The 22,187-nt window shown below is 57.9% G+C and carries 23 protein-coding genes; 16 read left to right on the top strand and 7 right to left on the bottom strand.

Translation table 11 applies throughout. The annotated features are described in order from the left end of the window. Positions 1-731: 731 nt before the first annotated feature. Entirely contained in the window at positions 732-1,229 is a 498-nt protein-coding gene (locus BLS30_RS18270; protein ID WP_244512327.1) for a C40 family peptidase, read from the top strand. A 177-nt stretch (positions 1,230-1,406) separates the two neighbouring features. Next, entirely contained in the window at positions 1,407-1,601 is a 195-nt protein-coding gene (locus BLS30_RS00305; protein WP_046478266.1) for a hypothetical protein, read from the top strand. A gap of 49 nt (positions 1,602-1,650) precedes the next feature. On the opposite strand, the gene BLS30_RS00300 is transcribed toward BLS30_RS00305, so the two are convergent. From BLS30_RS00300 to BLS30_RS00285, 4 genes are all read right to left on the bottom strand, one after another. After that, positions 1,651-2,841 (bottom strand): NAD(P)/FAD-dependent oxidoreductase, encoded by a 1,191-nt coding sequence (locus tag BLS30_RS00300; RefSeq protein WP_090227248.1) that lies wholly within the window; start codon positions 2,839-2,841, stop codon positions 1,651-1,653. After that, a complete protein-coding gene (locus tag BLS30_RS00295; protein WP_046478267.1) occupies positions 2,841-3,110 on the bottom strand; it encodes a thioredoxin domain-containing protein in 270 nt (89 codons plus the stop codon). Before BLS30_RS00295 ends, BLS30_RS00300 begins: the two co-directional genes overlap by 1 nt. A gap of 255 nt (positions 3,111-3,365) precedes the next feature. Continuing rightward, positions 3,366-3,842 (bottom strand): YtoQ family protein, encoded by a 477-nt coding sequence (locus BLS30_RS00290; RefSeq protein WP_090225797.1) that lies wholly within the window; start codon positions 3,840-3,842, stop codon positions 3,366-3,368. Positions 3,843-3,994: 152 nt separating this feature from the next. Beyond that, on the bottom strand, positions 3,995-4,273 hold the full coding sequence (locus BLS30_RS00285; RefSeq protein ID WP_076605313.1) for a YrhK family protein: 279 nt from the start codon (positions 4,271-4,273) through the stop codon (positions 3,995-3,997). 384 nt (positions 4,274-4,657) lie between these two features. Here BLS30_RS00285 and BLS30_RS00275 point away from each other — a divergent pair, with 384 nt between their 5' ends. Both BLS30_RS00275 and BLS30_RS00270 read left to right on the top strand, forming a co-directional pair. Then, positions 4,658-5,020: an ArsR/SmtB family transcription factor gene (locus BLS30_RS00275; RefSeq protein WP_090225795.1), complete on the top strand. Its 363-nt coding sequence runs from the start codon at positions 4,658-4,660 to the stop codon at positions 5,018-5,020. Beyond that, positions 5,013-5,555 carry an arsenate reductase ArsC gene (locus BLS30_RS00270; protein ID WP_170832376.1) on the top strand — a complete coding sequence of 181 codons (543 nt, stop codon included), beginning with the start codon at positions 5,013-5,015 and terminating at the stop codon, positions 5,553-5,555. The genes BLS30_RS00275 and BLS30_RS00270 overlap by 8 nt, the downstream gene beginning before the upstream one ends. Positions 5,556-5,618: 63 nt before the next feature. On the opposite strand, the gene BLS30_RS00265 is transcribed toward BLS30_RS00270, so the two are convergent. Further along, entirely contained in the window at positions 5,619-9,068 is a 3,450-nt protein-coding gene (locus BLS30_RS00265) for an acyl-[ACP]--phospholipid O-acyltransferase (protein WP_090225792.1), read from the bottom strand. 309 nt (positions 9,069-9,377) lie between these two features. Here BLS30_RS00265 and thiS point away from each other — a divergent pair, with 309 nt between their 5' ends. The 9 genes from thiS (at position 9,378) to BLS30_RS18070 (ending at position 15,720) form a co-directional block, all read left to right on the top strand. After that, positions 9,378-9,599: a sulfur carrier protein ThiS gene (thiS, locus tag BLS30_RS00260; RefSeq protein WP_244466767.1), complete on the top strand. Its 222-nt coding sequence runs from the start codon at positions 9,378-9,380 to the stop codon at positions 9,597-9,599. A 24-nt stretch (positions 9,600-9,623) separates the two neighbouring features. Continuing rightward, positions 9,624-10,469, top strand: a complete 846-nt coding sequence (locus BLS30_RS00255) for a thiazole synthase (protein WP_046480262.1) — start codon at positions 9,624-9,626, stop codon at positions 10,467-10,469. Next, a complete protein-coding gene (locus BLS30_RS00250) occupies positions 10,469-11,110 on the top strand; it encodes a thiamine phosphate synthase (protein ID WP_046478272.1) in 642 nt (213 codons plus the stop codon). The genes BLS30_RS00255 and BLS30_RS00250 overlap by 1 nt, the downstream gene beginning before the upstream one ends. 79 nt (positions 11,111-11,189) lie before the next feature. Beyond that, positions 11,190-12,182: a CHAD domain-containing protein gene (locus tag BLS30_RS00245; protein WP_052743855.1), complete on the top strand. Its 993-nt coding sequence runs from the start codon at positions 11,190-11,192 to the stop codon at positions 12,180-12,182. A 104-nt stretch (positions 12,183-12,286) separates the two neighbouring features. Then, positions 12,287-13,348, top strand: coding sequence for a ferrochelatase (gene hemH / locus BLS30_RS00240; protein WP_090227243.1), 1,062 nt, complete (start codon positions 12,287-12,289; stop codon positions 13,346-13,348). Positions 13,349-13,537: 189 nt separating this feature from the next. After that, positions 13,538-14,506 carry an SPFH domain-containing protein gene (locus tag BLS30_RS00235; RefSeq protein WP_046478273.1) on the top strand — a complete coding sequence of 323 codons (969 nt, stop codon included), beginning with the start codon at positions 13,538-13,540 and terminating at the stop codon, positions 14,504-14,506. Positions 14,507-14,596: 90 nt separating this feature from the next. Beyond that, a complete protein-coding gene (locus tag BLS30_RS00230; protein ID WP_046478274.1) occupies positions 14,597-15,082 on the top strand; it encodes an NfeD family protein in 486 nt (161 codons plus the stop codon). Between the two features lie 147 nt (positions 15,083-15,229). Then, a complete protein-coding gene (locus BLS30_RS18075) occupies positions 15,230-15,373 on the top strand; it encodes a hypothetical protein (protein WP_170832375.1) in 144 nt (47 codons plus the stop codon). Between the two features lie 209 nt (positions 15,374-15,582). Continuing rightward, a complete protein-coding gene (locus BLS30_RS18070; protein ID WP_160298701.1) occupies positions 15,583-15,720 on the top strand; it encodes a hypothetical protein in 138 nt (45 codons plus the stop codon). Between the two features lie 63 nt (positions 15,721-15,783). On the opposite strand, the gene BLS30_RS00225 is transcribed toward BLS30_RS18070, so the two are convergent. After that, a complete protein-coding gene (locus tag BLS30_RS00225; protein WP_082101096.1) occupies positions 15,784-16,836 on the bottom strand; it encodes a KpsF/GutQ family sugar-phosphate isomerase in 1,053 nt (350 codons plus the stop codon). A 228-nt stretch (positions 16,837-17,064) separates the two neighbouring features. On the opposite strand from BLS30_RS00225, the gene BLS30_RS00220 reads away from it, so the two are divergent. Continuing rightward, entirely contained in the window at positions 17,065-18,630 is a 1,566-nt protein-coding gene (locus BLS30_RS00220; RefSeq protein ID WP_139165268.1) for an outer membrane beta-barrel protein, read from the top strand. A 19-nt stretch (positions 18,631-18,649) separates the two neighbouring features. Here BLS30_RS00220 and galU read toward each other — a convergent pair whose 3' ends face one another. Then, complete coding sequence (galU, locus tag BLS30_RS00215) at positions 18,650-19,528, bottom strand: UTP--glucose-1-phosphate uridylyltransferase GalU (protein ID WP_046478275.1); 879 nt, start codon at positions 19,526-19,528, stop codon at positions 18,650-18,652. A gap of 200 nt (positions 19,529-19,728) precedes the next feature. On the opposite strand from galU, the gene galE reads away from it, so the two are divergent. Both galE and BLS30_RS00205 read left to right on the top strand, forming a co-directional pair. Beyond that, on the top strand, positions 19,729-20,721 hold the full coding sequence (gene galE / locus BLS30_RS00210) for a UDP-glucose 4-epimerase GalE (protein WP_046478276.1): 993 nt from the start codon (positions 19,729-19,731) through the stop codon (positions 20,719-20,721). A gap of 117 nt (positions 20,722-20,838) precedes the next feature. Beyond that, the gene (locus BLS30_RS00205; RefSeq protein WP_244512326.1) at positions 20,839-22,110 is read left to right on the top strand and encodes a lytic murein transglycosylase; all 1,272 of its coding nucleotides are present in this window, start codon (positions 20,839-20,841) and stop codon (positions 22,108-22,110) included. Positions 22,111-22,187 lie beyond the last annotated feature (77 nt).

The following is a 22,187-nucleotide window of genomic DNA, read 5'->3' as shown; positions in this document are numbered from 1 at the left end:
TCGCGGGCGTGGTGACCCGCCAAGTTGAAAATCAGATTGGGCGATAGAGTGAGCTAGACGTGGCGTCTCGGAGGGGGAGGCTCTGGTGCCAAGGTGAGCCCGCGCAGCGGTGCGCCAACCAGAAAATTCCAAGCTTGATCGTTGCGGGGCGCAGGAATGCTGAGCGGGGAGCCGGTGTTCAGTCCCGAGAATGTATGTGATGGGCACAACCCCAAACGACGACAACAGACTGAGCCATGCTCCGTATTGCCACTACGCAATTCGAGCGTGCGTGAATGGCAATTATAGGTTGTGGTGCCCGAAGCGTATGATGCTGGCGTCTGAGCTAGGATCAAGGTGACACAGCTCAGCAGCAGTACGAGCGCTAGTCCCGTCTGCAACCCAAGTCGCGACCAAGTAGTCTCGGTATTTCCGAGCCGCATCTGATGCATGCCCCCGCCCTGCGGCACTTCGAATATGACTCAGAATCGCCCGAATACGTGCCCGCGTCGAATGAAGTTATCTTCAAATCAGTGTTATGAAGCACGTTTACCTACAACCCGACGCTGCATCGGTCCCATGAAACGGGACAAATTATTGATTTTCCAGGTCACAGACGGTCAGGGCTCTACATTTACTCTACGGCGAGGCGTTTTGACGCGCTCACGACGTACCCTCACTTTTTCGCCTCAATGTTGGTGCCGGTGCGCTCCCGAAAAAAAACAACAGGTAGTAGGAGCGTAATGATGAACATGAAGATCTTTGCCGCGGTAGCGGGACTTCTAGTAGGCGCCGGTATTGGTCCGGCTTCTGCGCAAATGTCTACGGGGGGCATGTTCGATAAAGTCGATGGCCCATCTTACGCGAGATCTTCTGGTCGGAGTTCGCTGGGTGCAAACTTCGGCAATGTAAATTCCAAACCTCAGAAAAAAGCGCGGACATATTCTACGACCAAGGTCAGTGCCGCACCGATGGCGAGCCGTGGCGTAGGCCCACGTCCGTCGAGGTGGTGCGGCTGGTGGATGCGCACACAGTTGGGTGGCGGCCCTGAATTCAACGTTGCTTGGAACTGGCGCAAGTATGGCCGTCCGACGTCGCCGCAAGTCGGAGCAGTCGTCGTGTGGCGTCACCACGTCGGAATCATTACGGGTCGTGCCGCGAATGGTAAGTGGATCGTGAAGTCCGGCAACGATGGCGGAAAGGTCCGCGAGCGTGCCCGCTCCGTTTCGGGTGCGGTCTTCCGGATCTGACGCGTTACGGCGAAGCGTCCAGAGCCGAGACGCTTCCAGATTACCAGCAGGGCCGTTCTCGTAGGGCGGCCCCTTTCTCGTCCATGTTCTTGCTTAGCCTGCGCCAAAATAGATCTGGCGACGGATCATTCGGCCGCCCATAATGCGTTCTCATGCAAGGAAAGCTAGGGGCGCGGCATGGCGCAGCTAATCTATGAGGCCCGGATGGCGGGCCGTCTTCACCGGCTCGCGACCGATATCGACCTTGGTCCGGAGGCCTATATGGGGTTCGTGCGGTCCATGGAGGGATGGGAAGCAAAAGCTCTGGCGCGGTTAAAGCCGGAGCACTCGACATCCCTGACGTTTGTCCCGGCCACGCGCGTCAGCAGATGAGCCGCGTTAGGTTTTCAAATGAGAGCGTGCTTGAGCCCCGACAGACCGTTTAACCGGAGGCCGCCATCGAAGGCGTTGATTGAGACGGGGGCTGTTGCAAGGTTCGGCGGGCCTGCATGAAGGCGCGCGGCGTGTTGATCGCGTCAACGGCGAGAAGCTGCGGACCGCGCCAATAGGATACCGCAAAGGAGTTCGCCTTCGGATCGCCTTCAACTGAAACCCGGTCGTAACCATCTGAAAGGCCAGCAATCTGTAGCTTCACGTCGTACTGATCGGACCAGAACCACGGAACCGGATCATACCTGACCTCGTCTCCGCACATGGCCGTTGCTGCCGCACGTGCCTGATCGTTGGCATTCTGCACACTTTCAAGTCTCAAGTGGCGGCCGTAGCGCCGGGACGGGAAGCGCGTGCAGTCGCCAGCGGCAAAAACATGCGGCGCAACGCGGCAGGCCTCGTCGACAAAGATTCCATTGTCACAGGCAAGTCCGGCCTCGCGCGCAATCTGATCATTGGCCACCGCGCCAGCCGCGACGAGAACGAGGTCGGCGCTGATTACACTGCCATCATCCAGCATCACGCCCGTGGCGTCCGTGTCGCCCTCGATACGTTGCGCGCGGGCATTAAACCGTAGCGTAACACCATGACCTTCGTGTAGCTGTTTGAAGAAATCAGATAGCACTGGGCTGACGACACGCGACAGGAGGCGGTCCTGCTGTTCGAGCACGGTGACATCCTTGCCGAGCTTGATCAGTGACGCGGCGACTTCGAGGCCAATATACCCTCCGCCGATAATGACGACACGCTGCGCGTCCTCGAGGCCGGCGCCAAGGCGTTGCACATCCGCAATCGAATAGAGGGTGTGCACGCCCGCAAGCTCTTCGCCAGCGAGGTTGAGCCGCCGTGGCTGCGACCCTGTGGCGATGAGGAGCTGATGATATGCAAGTGTCTCGCCACCGGACAACGTCACATTCCGCGCCGTAACGTCGAGCTCGAGCGCCGTTTCACCGCGCCGGAAGTCCACGTCTGCCTTTTCAAGGAATGCTTCCCCTTGGAGCCAAAGCTGCTCCTCGGTTGCGTCCCCCGTCAGAAATTTTTTGGAGAGCGGTGGACGTTGATAGGGTAGGTGGGGTTCAGAACCGACAAGCACGATGCGCCGCCCGCATGAGAGGCCATGCAATGTTTCGATGGCGCGGGCCGCAGCTTGACCTGCGCCGACGATGACAATCGGCAAGCTCATCATGAAACTCCTAGGCGCTCAGCGACGAAATCAAGCCGGTCTTGGCCGAAGTACATTTCGCCATCTATGAGGAAGGTGAGGGAAACGAAGACGCCAACCCTAATAGCCTTGTTTGTAATGCGGTCAAACATCTCGGCTGTGGTTGGATCCCCCGCCGCTCGCAGAATACGTGCGCCGTCGTCAGGAAAACTTTCCCATAACAATCTGTTGAATGACGTCCGGCTGAAAGATGTCCTCAACGCCAAGATGGCGGAGAAACTCCCGAGCATCACGTCACCCGGTAAGCCGACGGAACGCGCGCATGATCGCAGATAAGGAACCGATGAGCAGGATCATTATTTTGAAGCGTCGAGCGGAGAGCCGGGTGAGTAGGTAATCGAAAAGGCGTTCGCGGAACGCTAGGTCGTCGAGCCATTTTCGTTGCTCATCGGAAGGGGCTTCTCGACCCTTCTGCAGCAGCAGACTTGACCTGCGTGCGCGGCTCGCAATTGAGAAACGCGCACGCCGGTCTCTTTCGCCACGCCTTACTCTGCGGCGGCCCTCGTGAGCTTCAGTTCGCCGGCGATGACGTACCGCAAGATGGCAACGATCTCATCGACAGTCCGTGCAACTGCCAAAGCCGCCGCGTCGACCTCTTTCAACGCATGCGCATTTTCCGGCTCGTGCATGATGATCATCGGCGTTCCGAGCGCGCTGGCATAGCCGGCATCAAAGGCCGCATTCCACTGCTTGTACTTGTCGCCGAAGCGCACAATCACGAGGTCGGCGTTCTCAATAAGCGTACGCGTGCGAATTGCGTTCATCTGCGCACCTTTGTGATCGTGCCAGAACTTGTTCGGTTCTGATCCAAGGATGGCGACGCCGCAATCGTCGGAATATTCGTGGTTTGTAACCGGTGCCGTGAACGAAACTGGCAAACCGGCAGCAAGCGCCTGGGACTCGATCTGCGCGCGCCAGTCGGTGTGGATTTCGCCCGAAAGATAGATGGTCCAGTGATCCATCGTTACTTACCTCCGCTGTCTGTTCTGCAGGGCACGCGCCGCCGGTTGGCAGGATTGGGGCGGGCATGTGCGTTGCGAAGCTTATGGCCCGATATCGCCGCGAGATCAAAGGCAGCTGTGTGTCGGTCAAACCTGAGCGTGAGTGTAAAGCGTCAGGGGATGCTTTCGGGAGCTGGAGGGATCTCCCCCATGCTCAGATATTTCAACTCGCGCAGCAATCGCAGCGTTGGCTTCAAAGCAAAGAAGGCAGAACCCACAACAAACAACCACGTTCCTACAAACATGGTGCTGTCCCAAAAGAAAAGAACGCTCCCGATGAGGAAGCAAAGCGCAGCCGTAAAATCGACGAACGTGTACCAGATCTCGAAGAGAATGTAGATGCGGATATGCTCGGCAGACCGGGTGCGGTTCTCGGGATTGAAAAGGTGCATCGGTGGGTCCCTCTGAATTGTGCTGTGCCCAAGGTGGAGCACGCGAAACGAGCGAATATCGTGATGGCGAGCGCGTCCCTTGGCCCCGCGATTTCAAATCCGTGCGTAAAATCGTTTGAACACCTGAAATTCTGGTCGCGCACAATTGCAATCGCAGACACGGTGTCCGGAAGCGTGTCAACGCAGTGTCGCATGCTCAGCAAACGCGATCGAGCCAGAGTGCGCGGCCTTCAGCGCGGCAGCCTAGGCGTTCGCAATAACCATCGCGAACGCCATCGCTGACCAGACGTCCTCGAACGCTCTCCAGCCTCCCGAACTGCTGAACGTCCCAGGTCTCTCAAAATAACAATTGAACAATTCAAGGATTATTGTAACAATGAAATTATGGAGACACAGGACGTAGTACGAGCGCTGTCAGCTCTGGCTCATGAAAGCCGACTCACGCTGTTCCGCCTGCTGGTGGCGCGCGGTCCGTCAGGGATGGCAGCTGGCGACATCGCCAAGGCCATCGGGGTCGGTCCGACGGCAATGTCATTTCACTTAAAGGAACTCGACCGCGCGGGCTTGCTGCGCTCCTGGCGCGATGGGCGTTACATCCGCTACGCGGTTCAGGTCGAAGGGGTACGTGCCCTGCTGACGTATCTCACAGAGGACTGCTGTGGCGGACACCCGAAACTATGCGGCGAAGGCTGGCAACCCGATCGTAATTTAGAATGCGTTTGTGAAGGAGAAGAGCGTCATGATTGATGAGAGGCCCTACAACGTGCTCTTCTTGTGCACGCACAATTCAGCACGCTCTGTTATCGGTGAGTGTTTGATGAACTCGCTCGGTCAGGGTGCATTTAACGCCTACAGCGCAGGAAGCGCCCCGGCAGGCCAGATCAATCCCTTTGCCATCAAGATTCTCAAAAATTACGGTCTCAAGACGGACGGGCTACGCTCTAAATCTTGGGATGAGTTTACAGAACCGGGCGCCCCGGAGTTTGATTTTGTCTTTACGCTTTGCGACGAGGCCGCCGCTGAAACATGCCCCGTCTGGCCGGGCAATCCTATAACGGAACATTGGGGTATGCCGGATCCCTCGCGCACGGAAGGCACTGATGGAAATAAGCTGGCTGCGTTCGCCAACACCTATAGCTTGCTCCATCATCATATTTCTAACTTCACCCAGCTCGCCAAGCAGGACCTCGACAACAAAAGTATGCGGCGGAAAGTGTCTGAACTCTCGGAGGATGTCCGCCGAAGGAATATTGCAGGCTTTGCAGAGAGCGACGGCCGATGAGGCGGCGCAAAGAGCGCAGCCTCAAGTGCATCTGACATTACAACGCTTGAGAGTTGTTCACCCTCAGGCCGCGTTAATATCAGCCAGACCGAGCCGCTCCTTCGCAAGCACCAGCGCTGCCGGATAGTCGGGTTTGCCGCTGCCAAGAAGCGGAACCGCTGAAACGACTAACACTTCTGCGGGGACCGAGAGCTCGTTGGCCCCGGAGGCACGAGCGTGCGCCAGGAATTCAGCGCGTGTGGCCTTGGCTTCGTTCGTCATCAGAATAAGCCGTTCGCCTTTGCGTTGATCGGGAAGCGCGACCACCACCGACGTGGCGCTGGGCCATAGCTCCGTTGCAAGCGCCTCGACGGCTGCAAGGGACACCATTTCCCCACCGATTTTGGCAAAGCGCTTGGCGCGGCCGCGAATGGTGATGAACCCGTTCTCGTCAATGGTGACGATGTCGCCTGTGTCGTGCCAGCCATTCTCCGGCGGTTCGAGAACGCCGGGATTACTCGCGTGCAGATAGCCGAGCATGACGTTGGGACCGCGAACGAATAGCCGCCCACCTTCTTCGATTCCGGGCACCGGTTCCAGCCGCGCCTCCATCAGAGGCGAAAGCCGGCCGACGGTTCCCGCCTTGTTGGCAAGGGGTGTGTTGATAGCCAGCACAGGTGCCGTCTCGGTAACGCCATAGCCTTCCAGAATGCGAACGCCGAACTTGTCCATGTAGAGCGAGCGTGTGCGATCTTTGATCGGCTCTGCGCCAGCGAGCACGAGACGCACGCGCGCGAAATCATAAGGATGCGCCGTACGCGCGTAGCCGTTGAGGAAGGTGTCGGTGCCGAACAGGATCGTCGCGTTGGTCTGATAAACGAGTTCCGGCACGATGCGGTAGTGCAGTGGCGTCGGATAGAGGAACACCGGCACGCCTGCCACGAGCGGCATCACGAGCCCCGCCGTAAGGCCGAACGAGTGGAAGACAGGCAGCACGTTGAACACGCGATCCTGACCGTTCACCGCAACGCGCGTGAGCGATTGCATCGCGTTGGCCAGCATATTTCGGTGAGACAGCACGACCCCTTTGGGAGCGCCTTCGCTGCCCGACGTAAACAGAATAACGGCGGGGGAGTCAGGCTTGCGTTTCACCTGCGGAGACGACCCCGCCATCACGCCGCAAAGTTTATCGCCCGCAGAGATGCTCGCGCGAACATCTTCCAGATAGATGATACGAGTATGCTCCGATAGCGAAGCAACGACGTCACCAAGGCGTGCCTTTTCGATAAACGCACGCGACGTGAGAATGACTTTGATCTTAGCGGCTTTGCAGGCAGAGATCAGATTGCTGCTGCCGGCGGTGAAATTGAGCATCGCCGGCACGCGACCGATCGTCTGTAGGGCAAAGAAGGTCACGGCCACACCAGCTGAGTTCGGCAGCAGCACACCGACGCTTTCGCCGATGCCAGCCAGCGGTTTCAGCTTGGCACCGAGCACTTGCGCTGACGTGATGAGCTTGGCGTAGGATAATTTCGTACCGAGCGGATCTTCGATCGCAGCGCGGCCCGTGTCGCGAGTTCTCCGGGCTTCCGCCAGAGCTTGGAACAGCGTCTGCTCCGTTGACGCAGTCGCGACGGCGGCCTCGACCATAATGTCCTGGAGCCGTGCCCCCGCCGATTGGCGTCGCGCGCGCCCTCTGAGGTCCTCCGGTACGTCCAGTTTGACGGGAGGCAGGATCGAGACGCGTGTCTTCGGCAACCACACCTTCTTCGTCTGCATGCGGTTCATGTAGCCGAATGGAGAGCGCTCGGGGCCGTCTATGCGTACCGGTACCACGATCGCGTCACTCTTATCGGCAATCATTGCGGTGCCGTCGTAGACCTTCATCAGTCCGCCGGTAACCGTTAAGCGGCCCTCCGGAAAGATGACCAGCGTCTCTCCATCTTTGACGTGAGCGATCAGGCTCCGCGCACCAAGCGGTCGCGTCGGATCGATGGACCAGGTTTTGGCGAGCGCGAGAAATGGCCTGATCCACCACGTCTGCGCCATCTGTGTGTCAATGGCATAGCCCGCGTGCCCCGGTAGAATGGAATAGAGGATCGGCGCGTCGAGGAAGGAGACATGATTGGGCGCGATAATGACTCGCTCGCCATCAGGTGGCAGATTTTCGAGCCCTGTTACTTCGAGGCCCAGCAGGCTTTTGAAAATGAAGCGCGCGACGTCTCGAACACCCTCACGCCCCCATGCGCGTAGAACCCCTACCGTCACGATGAGACCTGCGATGCCGACAATCGCAAACAGCATCGCGACCGTTGCACCATAGACTTGAGCGGCAAACACGGCGAGCGTGGCCAAGGACATGAAAGCCGCATTGAGAATGTTGACGGCAGCCACGACGCGCGCCCTGTGATCGGGCTTCGCCCACGCTTGAACGGCCGCGAACGCAGGTACGATGAACAACCCGCCGGCCGCGGCCAATGCGGCCAGATCGAACATCAAGCGCACGCCGGAAAACGTCTTGAGCAGGTCGCTGGGCGAAAGCGGCACAGGCGCCGGTGTCATCGCCGAAGCAACCCACGCGATATCGAGAGAGAACAGGCCCATGAGAAGAGCGCCAATCGGCACCAACGCGAGATTGGGGTGCATGTGGCTCGCCCGGGCTGCCAAAAACGAGCCGATCGCGATGCCGACGACGAAGACAATAAGGCCGAGGGTGACGACATGTTCGGTGCCGTTGACGACATCTTTTACGAGGGTGGGGAGCAAGGACAATGCAACAATCCCGGCCGTCCAAAACCACGACGTGATCAGGCCGCCGATCCATAGGCGCCGTTCCGCGTGCAATTCCCATAGAAGCCGGAAAGTCGATGAGAGCGGGTTGGGCGTAATCCGCAGATCGTGCTGCCCGCCCGTTGGTTTGATCCATTTGGCCGTCAACCATCCGCACAACGCGAACGAGACGATCAGAAGGGCGACCACCCACTCTGGAACAACAGCCTGTCCTGCTTCGCTGGTCATCGCATAGCCGCCGGCAATGGTGCCGCCGAGGATGGCAAGGAACGTGGCACCTTCCACCAAGGCGTTGGCCGCCGGCAACTCCTTGATCTGCAGATGGTCGGGTAGAATGCCGTATTTAATCGGTCCGAAAAGCGCCGCCATGCTCCCAAACAGGAAAAGCGCGGAGAACAATACCGGTATCGACCAGCGGGCAATATCCGGATCAGTGCTGCCGCTCATCACAAAGCCAACGGCGGCCAGGACGGCGATCGGGAATTCGGCGAGCTTGATGGCGACCGCCACTTTGGCCTTGTCATACTTATCGGCGAGCTCCCCGCCTAAAGCGGAGAGGAAGAAGAATGGCACCACCAGCACGGCACCGGCCAACGTCACGAGCGAAGCCCCGGAATCCGCGCCGATCTTGAAAAGCACCAGGATCACCAGTGCGTTCTTGATGAAATTGTCATTCAGCGCCGACAGGAACTGGCACCAGAACAAGGGTGCGAAACGGCGGGAAGTCATGAGGTCGCTAAACATTTTTAGTGTCCTGTCAGGCAACGAACGCGGCTGCAATGCACCAAGAGAGGCGGATGCTGAAGACAGCTTTGCGCTCGAACATGTTGAAAGGACGGCTCCGAATGGGCACCGCCCCGACCCCCTACTGTCTTCCGTCTTGACCGCAATAGCAGCCCGGGTTCATGTCCCGCCAGCGCAAGATTTGCTTCGGTAGAAAATTTACCGCAGATTTGGCCTGCGCGCGGTGGTATGCCAAGGTGCATCCACCCTTCAAAGACCCGCAACAAGAGCAATATTCTAGTCGTGAAGCACGACCAAGAGGAGACGACGTTGCTTGCAATCACTACCCCCGGCATCCACGTGTCGGTTAACGGCTCCGACGTAGAAACCGGCGCCGCTGATTTGGCGGCCTTGATTGTGGAGCTTGATTTTGTCGATGAACGCGTCGCTACGGCGGTGAATGGTGAGTTTGTGCGGCGCGAGGCACGCAGCTCAGTCCGACTGACCCCAGGGGACCGCATAGAAATTCTGTCCGCTCGCCAGGGTGGTTGAGGACAAGGCTCGCAGATGACCGTTATGAATACGACGACCCACAGGGCGCTCACCGGCTTGACGTTTTACGACGAGCCGGTTGCTTCGCGCATGCTGCTCGGCACTGCGCTCTATCCCTCACCCCAAGTCATGGCTGATGCCGTCGAAGCATCAGCGTGCGGTATCGTCACCGTTTCTTTGCGCCGAGAGGCCGCACGTGGCCGCATGGGCGAAAGGTTCTTGGAGCTTATTAAGCGTCTGGGTGTTCACGTACTCCCGAACACGGCTGGGTGTCGCACAGCGAAAGACGCCGTGACCACGGCGATGATGGCGCGCGAGCTCTTTGGCACAGATTGGATCAAGCTCGAGGTCATCGCCAACGATGACACGTTGCAGCCGGACCTCTTCGGACTCGTGGAAGCGGCAACCACCCTCAATGCCGAAGGCTTCAAAGTCTTCCCCTACACCACGGAAGATTTAGGCGCAGCCGATCGCCTAGTCGCTTCTGGCTGCCGCGTTCTGATGCCATGGGGTGCCCCGATTGGTACTGGCCGAGGGCTGGCCAATCCGTACGCCTTGAGAACTATGCGCAATTATTTCCCGGATATTCCGCTGGTCGTGGATGCCGGAATTGGGGCTCCATCTCATGCCGCTCAGGCCATGGAGATGGGGTTCGACGCCGTCCTTCTGAATACCGCCGTCGCCAAGGCTATCGATCCGGTACGCATGGCGCGCGCCTTCGCCCGTGCCATAGAATGTGGTCGGGAAGCTTACGAGGCCGGGCTGATGGAGATGCGCGACATGGCCGCCCCCTCAACGCCCGTCGCAGGAACAGCTTTTTTTGATTTGGAGCCTTCCGGTTCCTTGCCGCGCGGAGCTGGTAACAACTGATGACGCGTGAATCCGCTGCAGGGCTGGATGCCTTCTATCCGATCGCACCTGATGTTCATTGGCTGCGCAGGCTGGTACCTCTAGGGGTGCGCACAATTCAGCTCCGTCTCAAGGATACTGCGCCCGACGAAGTAAAGCGGCAGATTGCAGAGAGCATCGAAATCACCCGCCAATACGCGTGCCAGCTGATTGTCAACGACTACTGGGCGGACGCGATCGCGTTGGGCGCCGATTATGTTCACCTAGGTCAGGAAGACTTGGCGGTCGCGGATATCGCTTCCATTCGTGCCGCCGGCCTCCGAATTGGAATTTCGACACACGATCATTCCGAATTGGAAACGGCATTGCGTATAGAGCCGGATTATGTGGCGCTGGGGCCGATATACGAAACCAAGCTCAAAGTGATGAAATGGGCCCCGCAGGGATTGGATCGCATCACGGAATGGCGCAACCGTATCGGTGATGTTGCACTCGTCGCCATTGGTGGTTTGACGCCGGAGCGCGCGACACTCGCGCATAAGCAGGGCGCCGACAGTATTGCAGTCATTACCGATTTCATCACACATCCGGATCCGGAAGACCGTGTCCGAGAATGGCTGAGCTGGTCACAGCGGCTGGGATCTGTACTTTCATCCAATTAATAGCGATATTACTTTTTGCGATGCACCTGCGAAAACGCAGGCATATCTATAACTTGGCAAACGTTGATTTAGAGCAGAAATGGCATTTTGCTTCCGGACGAAAGAAAGCGCCGCGGCAGGTTTCCGGCGTCTCGCCATAAGCCAGATTAGCCGCGCCCGTCGAGAACTCGCTGAAGGTCAGGATCACGGCGTTGCCGTCCATGAGGCGCGCAAATGCCTGAAACGCGTGCGAGCCCTTCTTCGGCTTGTGCGCCCGGCGCTGAGCGACGAGCGATATCGTCGGGAAAACGCCCGCTTCCGCGATATCGGCCGCATGCTGTCGGCTTCGCGCGATCGGCAGGTTATGCGCGAAACTGTGGCGAGCCTTGCGGGAGATTCTGATGTCCAACATCAAAAGGCGCTTCAAGCTTTGGCCGAAGTGCTCTCCAAAGACATGGAGGACGGCACAGACACGGTAGCGGATCAGTCAGTTGCCACAGCCATCGCCGCGCTGGATGAGGCGAAGAAAGACCTAAAGGGCAAGAGCGTCCAGTTCCGGATTAAGGACCCGCTTCCGGTCGGTTTGAAGCGCAGTTACAAGTCGGGCCAGCGCGCACTGGCGGCCGCTAAGGAGCGGCCCAACGATGACGCGATGCACGACTGGAGAAAGACCGTTCAGGCTCACTGGCGGCACGCTCTTCTGCTCTCGGAAGCGTGGCCGGCCTACTTAACCGTACGCGCGAATTTGGCCAAGGAGCTCTCAGATTTGCTGGGACTGGATCATGACCTTGCCGTCCTGATCGCCTTTGTTGAGAAGGGTGAAGGAAATGCTATCGGTGCGCGTCGAGTTGAATTGATCTCGGCGCTAGCTAGCGCTCGCCAGCAGGAATTGCGTGCGAAGGCCTTCGCGAAGGGTGAACTCCTTTTCGCGGATGGTGCGAAAGAGTTGGCGGAACGGGTGCAGCGCTACCGGGCAATTTCTGCCCGACGAGCGCAAGTTGAGCAAGAAACTGGCGAGGCGGCCGCCCCAAGCGACCAGAACGCGAGTTCAACGTCAAACCGTACGCTGGCGAAACGCTTAGTCGTATCATAGTCCTGCTTTTGCGAGCCAAAGGCTTCATTATAGGAGGCCTAAGCCTGATCCGGGCACGCAGCTCGTTTCCGCAATGCTGTTTTGATTGAGAAATGGGTACGTTGATGAACGAGATGACCAAGGCCGTTGCGCCGAAGCCTGACCGCGCCACGTGGCCGGCCGGTCACCCCAAGACAAACTGCGGTCGCATTGGTGTTTTGCTTCTCAATCTCGGAACGCCAGACGGCACCGACTATTGGTCGATGCGCCGTTATCTGCATGAATTCCTATCCGACCCACGCGTTATCGAAGTGCCACGCTGGAAATGGTGGCCAATTCTTAATCTAATTATTTTGACGCGCCGGCCCTCCACCAAGGGCAAAGACTACGAGACTATTTGGAACAAAGAACGCGACGAAGGTCCGCTTAAGACGATCACTCGAAATCAGGCAACTGTCCTGGCCGAGCGTCTGTCCGGAGATCCCAGAATTATTGTCGATTGGGCGATGCGCTATGCAAACCCGTCGACCGAAAGCCGCCTAAAGTGGCTGCAGGAGCAAGGTTGCGAGCGCATTCTGCTTGTTCCTCTATACCCGCAGTATGCGGCGGCAACCACCGCGACGGCATGCGATCAAGCTTTTCGCGCCTTGATGAAAATGCGATGGCAGCCGTTTGTGCGGGTTGCGCCCAGTTATCACGACGACCCTGTCTATATCGAGGCGCTCGCCACCAGCATGCAGCGCCATCTCGACGGCCTCGATTTCAAGCCCGAAAGGATCATCGCGACATTCCATGGTATGCCGCAGGAATATCTGGAGAAGGGTGATCCCTATCACTGCCAATGCCAGAAAACATCGCGGCTGTTGCGCGAGAAGATGAATTGGCCCGCGGAGACTTGGCTGACCACATTTCAATCCCGTTTCGGAAACGATCCCTGGCTGCAGCCCTATACGGACAAAACGGTTGAGGCGTTGGCAAAGGAAGGCGTGAAAAACATTCTGCTCATCGCCCCCGGATTTTCTGCTGATTGCCTCGAAACCCTGGAAGAACTCGAAGTCGAAAATCGTGACATCTTCCGCGAGAATGGTGGGCGACGCTTCTCTTACGTTCCTGCGCTCAACGACAGCGAAGAAGGCCTGAAGGTCATCGAAGCGGTCGTGCGTCGTGAATTGATGGGCTGGATCTAAACAAAAGCGCCTTAATTCATGAGCCGGCCGCTGGGACCGGGGGGCTACCCCCCAGAGAGAGGGAATTTTTATCAGGAATTTAATAGCTTATAGACGCTTTATTAACCAAGACTTTGCACGCCGTGCCGTAAAAAAGCTCTGACTGCAGAGCTAAAGTCGCCTCACGACGCCTCGTTTTGGAGAAAAAGCATGTTGGACGGACTGGGCCTCCTTGGAGCCCTTTTGATCTTGGCGGCCATTGCGGCGCTTTGGTCGACTGTGAAGATCGTACCTCAGGGGTACAATTATACTGTCGAGAGTTTTGGACGTTACACCCGCACGCTACAGCCGGGACTGCATATTCTGGTTCCGGTTATGGAGCGTATCGGTACCCGTATGAATATGAAGGAACAGGTGCTCGATATTCCTTCGCAGGATGTCATCACCCGCGATAACGCTATGGTGCGCGTCAACGGCGTCACGTTCTATCAGGTCATCAACGCTGCTAACGCCGCATATGAAGTCGATATGCTCGAACATTCGATCATCAATCTGACGATGACGAACATTCGTACCGTTATGGGTTCGATGGACCTCGATGAGCTCCTGTCCAACCGTGACCACATCAACGCGCAGCTACTCCACGTCGTGGACGCGGCGACTGAATCTTGGGGCATCAAAGTCACCCGCATCGAAATCAAGGATATCGATCCCCCGCGTGACCTCGTCGACTCGATGGCCCGCCAGATGAAAGCCGAACGCGAAAAGCGGGCCCAGATTTTGGAAGCTCAAGGCGCACGGGAAGCCGCCATCCTTGAAGCCGAAGGCGAGAAGCAAGCAGCGGTGCTAGAGGCGGAAGGACGCCGTGAGGCTGCATTCAAGGACGCCGAGGCACGCGAGCGCCAAGCCGAGGCCGAAGCCAAGGCCACGCAGATGGTGTCTGAAGCGATTGCCAATGGGAACGTCCAGGCCATCAACTACTTCGTCGCCAACAATTACGTGAAGGCGCTGGAGAAGTTGGCGGCCTCTCCGAACCAGAAAGTGATCATGATGCCGTTAGAAGCGTCATCGGTGATTGGCTCCATCGCCGGGCTCGCGGAGATTACAGGACAGGCCTTCAAGAAGGATCAGTCTCCTCCGTCCACGCCTGCGTCACGCGGCTCGGTGCCCCGCACCTGAGGCTAAGCAGGCTCGCGCACGGACGAAGGAGATTGTGCCTTCGTCCGTTTGATCTAGACTTGTGTTCGGGTGCAATGGGGGTAACCCAAGATGGCTGGATTAACAGATTTCTTCGGCAGCCTTGGTCCTTGGAATTGGGTGATACTCGGCGTTGCGTTGTTCGTCATGGAAACCCTTCTGCCAGGGGTCTATTTGATCTGGTTCGGGCTCGCCGCGATGATTATCGGCGCGGTCACGTTGGCATTTGCTAATTTTGTTCCAGAAGCCGCCGAGCTTTTTACCTGGCAACTTCAACTCGTTGCGTTTGCATTGTTGTCAATGGCAGCCGTACTTTTCGTCCGGCGCTATTCGAGTCCCGATTTGGACCCTAGCGATGAGCCTGGCCTTAATACGCGCGCGCTTCGTTACGTAGGACGCACCTTCACTGTCGTCGAACCCATCGTTGATGGGCGCGGCAAGGTCCAGGTGGGAGATAGCTTGTGGCAAGCGGAAGGCCCAGATTTACCTGCCGGAACCAGAGTGAAGGTTGTCGGCGTCAATGCGACTGTTTTGATCGTACAGCGCACCGCCGAGTAGCCCTCGCAAAATTAATTAGTCTCCGCAAAAATCACGGTGCGTCACACCCCGGTGAAACGCGCGTATTCGCTCTTGGCGGATCATCTCCACTGCCTAAATCCAGATAAGCGTCAGAATAAAAGGCGCTTTTAAAAAGTGGAGATGATGATGAAAGCCATCGCAAAGACACTGATCGTAGCAGCTGCCATAACGACGATGTCGCTGGGCGTCATGGGGGCTGCTCAAGCGCATACCAAGCACGCACCCTTCGGAAGCCAGGGCATCGATAGTCCTGTTTTCCAGGGCAACTGATCCCTGACTTCGCATAAATCGATCGGAGACGGTACGGCGGTTCCATTGGGACCGCCGTATTCATTGAGAATGACGTTGGAGTTGGGCGGCATACGTCACACTCTCGTGAACCTACCAGAGAATGTTCCCTGAGAAACATGCGAATGGCGGAGCTCGGAGCATTGTCCCTTCAGTCACAACGGGTGACGTAAACACATGGAGACAATGAGATGAACATGATCGCAAAGACCTTCGGACTGGCTGCCCTTTCCCTCGTAGTTCTCGCTGGCGCATTCGGTGCAGCGCAAGCAGCTCCACTGTCGTACAGCGGTCAGGGATGCGATAACCCCATCTTCCAGGGCGACTGAGTTTAGAGACACAATAGAACGAATTACCGAACGGCGGTCCCCTGCGGGCCGCCGTTATTGCGCTCAGACAACGCCTGCGCGCAGCATGTCGTGGACATGCACGATCCCGACCGGCCGTCCCTTCTCGACGACGAACAATGCCGTAATGCGTTTTGAGTTCATAAGCTCAAGCGCGGCAGAGGCCAACATCCCTGGTTCGACGGTCTTGGGGTTTTTAGTCATCACATCGCGGGTAACCGCATCGACCAGACTTGCCCCCATGTGGCGCCGCAAATCACCATCGGTGACGATACCGACCATTTTACCCTTCCCGTTCACGATCCCAAGGCATCCGAACGCCTTGGCTGTCATCGTAACGAGAGCGGCGGCCATCGGCTCGTCACTGCGGGCCAGTGGAAGCTTTTCGCCGCTGTGCATCAGGTCGCCGACGTATTTCAACGACGCACCGAGCGAACCACCCGGGTGAAACACCTTAAAGTCATGGGCCGTAAAGCCCTTGGCCTCCAAGAGCGCAACCGCCAGACAATCACCCATCGCCAGTTGCATGGTCGTGGACGTGGTTGGAGCCAATCCGTGTGGGCAGGCTTCTTTAGCCCGCGGCAACTCCAGGCAGACATCGCTTTGCCCGCCGAGCGCCGAAGTTTTCCGTGATGTAATTGCGATCAACGGCACGGAAAAGCGCCGCGAATACGTAATGATATTCTTGAGTTCGACGGTCTCGCCAGACCATGAGATCGCGAGGATCACATCATCTGGCGTAATCATCCCAAGGTCACCGTGGGAGGCTTCGCTCGGATGCACGAAGAACGATGGCGTACCAGTCGAGGCAAACGTCGCGGCAACTTTCTGGCCGACATGCCCTGATTTGCCGATGCCGGAAACGATCACGCGGCCACGTGCGGCGGCGAGCAGCTTAACCGCTTGGCTAAACGGCTTTCCAAGTCCGTTCTGCAGCGCTTCATCAAGAGCGGCAAGCCCTTCGACTTCTAGCCGCACCGTGCGTGTAGCGGCTTCCACCGATGCCAAGGTCTTGGATTTCGACTTGGTCGGCTTTTTCGCAGGTGCGCGCCCGGCGCCGCCCTCGATAGCCCTCAGCTTGACCCGTTGTTGCGCCATCCTATCCGCCCCCGTGGCGGCTCCCTCTTTCGCAGCCGATGGTTGCCCGCGGCTGCAGCCCCTTGTAGGTCCCAATCCCTCTGGGTCATGTCTGTGTATCAGACACATTTTGATCCGCCAATGCGGGCGGTGATGTGACCAACGCTAAACGGATGGTTAACCACAACCTCCTAGCTTTGGCGCTGGCGTATTGCGTTTTTCGTTGCTTGATCCAGGAGCGTTGCTGCAGTGCGTCATTTTGCACAGGTCGTCCGACCTCGAGCCGGTCGTGCGCTAGTCGCCTGTGCGGCTGCGATGGTGCTTGTCGCCACGCCAGCGTTCGGCCAGGCGCCGAATGTCGATTCCCGAGATCAAACTGCGGGTGATCCCAGCGACACAATTATTCCAAGTGCGGGATTACGCGGCACAATTCCCTCCGGCAGGCCTATCGTACAAGATGGTGATCTTAACTACCCGCCCGAGCCCCAAGATGTTCAAGATGGCATCTTAACGGCGCCTGCGCCCGAGGAGGCTGGCGCTGTTGACGACCCAGCCCTTGTGGATCAGCGTGCGCCGGAAGCTATAGCGGCATTTGAAAACCCGCCGGCTGGCTACGATCCGCTATTGTTTCAGATTGAGGACATCGCCCCCTCAAACCCTATCCTCAACCGGCGGCCTCGCCGCTTGTTCGAGATCGAGCCTTACGATCCCATCGGTATCCGGCTGGGATCTTTCGTGCTGTTCCCGGAGGTAGAGCTCAGCGGCGCAAGATTTTCCAACGTATTCGCCTCGCCCAACGCAGAGTCGGACTGGGCTCTCGACATTCTGCCGACAGGGCGCCTGGTGTCCGATTGGTCCAACCACGCGTTGGAACTGCGAGCAGCTGGTGATTTCAGTTTTTACAACGAGTTCACGAGCGAGAACGACCGTGGCTATCTCTTAGAGGGACGTGGTCGCCTGGATGTCACACGTCGGACGAACCTGCAGGCCGTCCTGACCCGGCAACATGCAAAAGAGAGCCGGTCTGCCATCGACGCTTCGTCGGTCGGTCCCGCTTCTTACGTCACGCAGGACCTGGCGGCTTCGACACTCACCCACCGGTTCAACCGCCTGACCGTTCAATTGAACGGAACGCTCACCGATACTCAGTACGACACGCCCGGCATAAGCAATCCTGACGATCGTGACTTTACGGAGCGAGCCGCGGGCGCGCGTGTATCATGGGAGTTCAAACCGACGCTGTCCGTGTTTGCCGCGGTTGACGGCAATACGCGCAAGTTCGAACAAGTCGCGACGACCGACGGATTGAGCCGGGATTCCCATGGTAGCCGTTACCGCGGCGGTATTTCCTTCGGTGAGACGGGGCAGGTTCTGCGCGGCGAGGTCAGCGTCGGATACGGCAGCCAGGATTTTGACGCCGCAGATCTCGCAGATGTTGACGGTACGATCCTGGAAGCCAACCTCGCTTACCGTTTCAACGCACTAACGTCTTTCCTCTTCACGGCGGGAACCAATTTTTCGGAAACCACGACCGTTGGCTCCGGCGGCGTCCTGGAACACCGTGCGGGCGTAGAAATGCGTCATGCCTTCATGACAAGCCTCGTTGGTTCAGCGGGTATCGAGGGAACCCGCCGAAGCTACGCCGGTATAGATGTCGATGAGCGCCAATTGGCACTGAGGCTGGGGCTTGAATATTTCATGACCCGAGAAGCGATTGTCTTCTCGCGCTATGAGCACGTCGCGTTCCGCTCGGATTTCCCCGATAGCAACTACAATTCTGACGAATTCCGGATTGGCTTGCGGCTGAGGCGTTAGAGGTTGATCAGCCGTCAGATCATATGAACTTTTTGAGCTCTGCGCGGAACGTATCGGCGAGATCTTCACGCTCCAGGGCGTAGGCGACGTTGGCGAGCAGAAAGCCCATCTTCGAGCCGCAGTCGTAAATCGTCCCGTCGAAGCGCACGGCGTGGAAAGACTGTTCGTGTTGCAACTTTATCATCGCGTCCGTGAGCTGAATTTCGTTGCCGGCGCCGCGTTCCTGATCGGCGAGAATGCTGAAAATTTCCGGCTGCAGAATATAACGGCCGGTGATGTGCAGGTTGGAGGGCGCAGTCCCCGGCTTGGGCTTCTCGATCATTGCGGTGATTTCGCTCACGGGAGCCGATGCGTCTTTGACACCGACGATGCCGTAGTTTTGCGTCTGGTCCTCGGGGACTGGCGACACCGCGATATGGTTCCCGCCGCACGCGTTATAGGCTGTGATCATGTCCGCGAGGCATGGCGTATCGGCCAGATGAAGCATGTCCGGTAAGAGCAAAGCGAAGGGTTCGTCGCCGACGATGTTCCGTGCACACCATACGGCATGGCCAAGACCCAGAGGCGCTTGTTGGCGCGTAAAGCTCGTCTGTCCGGGCTTGGGCATTTCCGCGCGCAATTTCTCCAGTTCGCGCTCTTTACCGCGATCCTGTAGCGTCCATTCCAGCTCGAACTGGCTGTCGAAATGATCCTCGATAACTGCTTTATTGCGACCAGTTACGAAAACCAGATGCTCGATGCCCGCCGCGAGAGCTTCGTCCACCACGTGTTGGATAACGGGACGATCGACGACCGTCAGCATCTCCTTTGGAACCGCTTTCGTAGCCGGTAGGAATCGGGTTCCAAGTCCAGCGACAGGGAGTACGGCCTTTCGGATTGGGCGGTGTGGTGAAGCCATTCGCGGATTCCCGTAGTTCTGTTAATGAGTTGAAAAGGACAACCGAAGCGCTGATATCACGTTAATTCGGAATTTGCTGCGCCTTGATATCAAAGGCTAAAGGACGCCGGCGGTTACTAGGCGGGACATTGTGTCGATTTTTTTGCACTTCCTGATCGCCGGGAACATAGTCCTTAATTAGCAAGAGGATTGAGTCGAAAATGACGATTTTGGTAACAGGCGGGGCGGGTTACATCGGGAGTCACATGGTTCTTGAGCTGCGCGACGCGGGCGAAAGCGTCGTTGTACTCGACAACCTTTCAACCGGGTTCCGCTGGGCCGTTCCCGACGACGTACCTTTGATCGTCGGCGATGTCGGCGACATGGATCTCGTTTGCCGGATCGCGAAAGAGTGGAACGTAGAAGCGATCATCCACTTCGCTGGATCCATCATCGTTCCTGAATCCGTCAGCAATCCTCTGAAGTACTATCAGAATAATACTGGCAACTCGCGCAATCTCATCGAGGCCGCCGTACGTTCAGGGATCGACAAATTCATCTTCTCCTCGACAGCAGCCGTATACGGCATGCCGGAAGAAAACCCTGTAAGCGAGACCGCGACGCTGCGGCCGATGTCGCCCTACGGCACGTCCAAGATGATGACGGAATTTATGCTCGCTGATGTTGCGCGGGCTCACGATTTCAACTACGTGGCGCTGCGCTATTTCAACGTGGCTGGTGCGGACCCGGACGGCCGCACTGGCCAATCCACTCCGCAGGCGACGCATTTGATCAAGGTCGCCTGTGAAACGGCGTTAGGTATGCGTCCCTACATGCAAGTATTTGGAACGGACTATCCGACCCCAGATGGCACTTGCATCCGCGATTTTATCCATGTGAAGGATCTGGCGCGCGCTCACATGAAGGCGCTCGCGCATTTGCGGAGCGGCGGCGCGTCGGAAATCTTCAACTGCGGCTACTCGCGCGGCGCTTCGGTGCTCGAGGTGGTTGAGGCCGTAAAGCGTGCATCCGGAGCGAACTTCGACGTGCGAATGACCGCGCGGCGTCCCGGAGATCCCGCGGCGATCGTTGCGGCATCCGCCAAAATCCGCGAAGCACTCGGCTGGCAGCCCGAATATGATGACCTCGATGTGATTGTCGCCCAGGCCTTCGCCTGGGAACGCCATCTCGTTGGGCTCCGCGAGGCCTCGTAGTTGGGCTCAAAAGTCCTAAAATCGCCGCGAATCCTCGCAGACTGCCTAGCCAGTAGGAGTGCCCGAAAGCGTTTTTGAAACTGGGCCCGACAAATAAAGGCAGATGCGGTGCAACGCATGACAATCGGTAGGCCGGCAGACAAGCTTGGCGCGCGCCCCTTCGCGTTCCAAGCTTTGGTCGTATGCATGATGCTCGCCAGCTTCTGGAGCTGGTCAGCTCCGGCTCAAGCTCGTGAGGATTTCAAGACCTTCCTGGAGAGCCTCTGGCCGGAAGCGCGCGATAAATACGGAGTTTCGCGACAGACCTTCGACAAGGTGGTCAAAAGCCTGAAGCCGGATCTGTCCCTGCCCGATTTGGAGATCCCAGGCCGCCAGAAAACGCAGGTGCGCCAGTCTGAGTTCACCAGCGAACCAAGCGACTACATCGATGCGGCCTATCTTGCCCGTCTCGCCAACACGGGACAGAGGCTAGCCTCTGAACACAAGGCCGCGCTTGACCGCATTGAGCAGGAATTCGGTGTCGATCGCTATTCGGTGCTGGCGATTTTCGGCCGCGAAACAGCATTCGGCGCGTACACACCAAAACATGATGCGATCACTGTGCTTGCCACCCAAGCCTGGACCGGCCGGCGCAAGGAAATGTTTCGCGACGAGTTCCTTTACGCTTTGAAATTGCTGGAAAAGGGCGTGCCCCGGAACAAAATGCGCGCTTCTTGGGCTGGCGCGATGGGGCTGACTCAGTTCATGCCCTCGGAATTCTTCGCGCATGTGCATGACATGGGCGGCGATGGTTATGCAGATCTTTTCGATTCCGTTCCCGACGCCTTAGCTTCCGCTGCACGCCAGCTAAAGAACAAGGGCTGGCAGCGTGGTCAGACGTGGGGCTATGAGGTCGCCATCCCAGAAACGTCAGATTGTTCCCTCGAAGGCCCTCCAGGCCTGCGTCCGCTGCGCGAGTGGGTGGCGTTGGGATACCGCCGCACGGGCGGCCGCGAATTTCCAGACGCCATGCTGAATGAAAATGCGTATCTCATGTCACCGGCGGGCGCTCATGGCCCGTCCTTCCTGGCGTTGGAAAATTTCCAGGTAATTCGTCGCTACAACACATCGGACCTCTACGCGACATTCGTCGGTAATTTGGCCGACCGCATTGCTGGAGGCGGCGATTTCCATACGCGGTGGGAAGCGATCGGACCGCAACGCACGGCATTGATCCGTGGTATACAGCAGGGATTGAAAGACCGCGGCTATGGCATCGAGATCGTCGATGGCTTTATCGGCTCCAATACGCGGCGTCAGGTTGGGCGATACCAGAAAGACAATGGCCTGCGCGTTGATTGCTGGCCGTCCGATGCTGTTTTGAACCACCTGCAAAAGACTTCCGGATGACGCGCAGAGTTGGCTAACATCCAGCTTTAACGCGAGACGACCACGCGGTATCTTACCCGCGATCCGCCGGTTCCGTC

This window comes from Filomicrobium insigne, assembly GCF_900104305.1.
GTDB classification, from domain to species: Bacteria; Pseudomonadota; Alphaproteobacteria; order Rhizobiales; family Hyphomicrobiaceae; genus Filomicrobium; species Filomicrobium insigne.
Note: the sequence above shows the minus strand (reverse complement) of the source record. Positions and strands in the feature narration are given on the sequence as shown.

What these genes read in the sequence shown, in the direction of transcription:
- BLS30_RS00275 (WP_090225795.1), top strand. Translation starts at nt 4,658, where the DNA reads ATGGAGACACAGGACGTAGTACGAGCGCTGTCAGCTCTGGCTCATGAA.
- BLS30_RS00300 (WP_090227248.1), bottom strand. Translation starts at nt 2,841, where the DNA reads ATGAGCTTGCCGATTGTCATCGTCGGCGCAGGTCAAGCTGCGGCCCGC.
- galE (WP_046478276.1), top strand. Translation starts at nt 19,729, where the DNA reads ATGACGATTTTGGTAACAGGCGGGGCGGGTTACATCGGGAGTCACATG.
- BLS30_RS00205 (WP_244512326.1), top strand. Translation starts at nt 20,839, where the DNA reads ATGACAATCGGTAGGCCGGCAGACAAGCTTGGCGCGCGCCCCTTCGCG.
- BLS30_RS00290 (WP_090225797.1), bottom strand. Translation starts at nt 3,842, where the DNA reads ATGGATCACTGGACCATCTATCTTTCGGGCGAAATCCACACCGACTGG.
- BLS30_RS00225 (WP_082101096.1), bottom strand. Translation starts at nt 16,836, where the DNA reads ATGGCGCAACAACGGGTCAAGCTGAGGGCTATCGAGGGCGGCGCCGGG.
- BLS30_RS00270 (WP_170832376.1), top strand. Translation starts at nt 5,013, where the DNA reads ATGATTGATGAGAGGCCCTACAACGTGCTCTTCTTGTGCACGCACAAT.
- BLS30_RS00295 (WP_046478267.1), bottom strand. Translation starts at nt 3,110, where the DNA reads ATGCTCGGGAGTTTCTCCGCCATCTTGGCGTTGAGGACATCTTTCAGC.
- BLS30_RS18075 (WP_170832375.1), top strand. Translation starts at nt 15,230, where the DNA reads ATGAAAGCCATCGCAAAGACACTGATCGTAGCAGCTGCCATAACGACG.
- BLS30_RS00305 (WP_046478266.1), top strand. Translation starts at nt 1,407, where the DNA reads ATGGCGCAGCTAATCTATGAGGCCCGGATGGCGGGCCGTCTTCACCGG.
- BLS30_RS00245 (WP_052743855.1), top strand. Translation starts at nt 11,190, where the DNA reads ATGGCATTTTGCTTCCGGACGAAAGAAAGCGCCGCGGCAGGTTTCCGG.
- hemH (WP_090227243.1), top strand. Translation starts at nt 12,287, where the DNA reads ATGAACGAGATGACCAAGGCCGTTGCGCCGAAGCCTGACCGCGCCACG.
- BLS30_RS00250 (WP_046478272.1), top strand. Translation starts at nt 10,469, where the DNA reads ATGACGCGTGAATCCGCTGCAGGGCTGGATGCCTTCTATCCGATCGCA.
- galU (WP_046478275.1), bottom strand. Translation starts at nt 19,528, where the DNA reads ATGGCTTCACCACACCGCCCAATCCGAAAGGCCGTACTCCCTGTCGCT.
- BLS30_RS00235 (WP_046478273.1), top strand. Translation starts at nt 13,538, where the DNA reads ATGTTGGACGGACTGGGCCTCCTTGGAGCCCTTTTGATCTTGGCGGCC.
- BLS30_RS18270 (WP_244512327.1), top strand. Translation starts at nt 732, where the DNA reads ATGAAGATCTTTGCCGCGGTAGCGGGACTTCTAGTAGGCGCCGGTATT.
- BLS30_RS00265 (WP_090225792.1), bottom strand. Translation starts at nt 9,068, where the DNA reads ATGTTTAGCGACCTCATGACTTCCCGCCGTTTCGCACCCTTGTTCTGG.
- BLS30_RS18070 (WP_160298701.1), top strand. Translation starts at nt 15,583, where the DNA reads ATGAACATGATCGCAAAGACCTTCGGACTGGCTGCCCTTTCCCTCGTA.
- BLS30_RS00230 (WP_046478274.1), top strand. Translation starts at nt 14,597, where the DNA reads ATGGCTGGATTAACAGATTTCTTCGGCAGCCTTGGTCCTTGGAATTGG.
- BLS30_RS00255 (WP_046480262.1), top strand. Translation starts at nt 9,624, where the DNA reads ATGAATACGACGACCCACAGGGCGCTCACCGGCTTGACGTTTTACGAC.
- BLS30_RS00285 (WP_076605313.1), bottom strand. Translation starts at nt 4,273, where the DNA reads ATGCACCTTTTCAATCCCGAGAACCGCACCCGGTCTGCCGAGCATATC.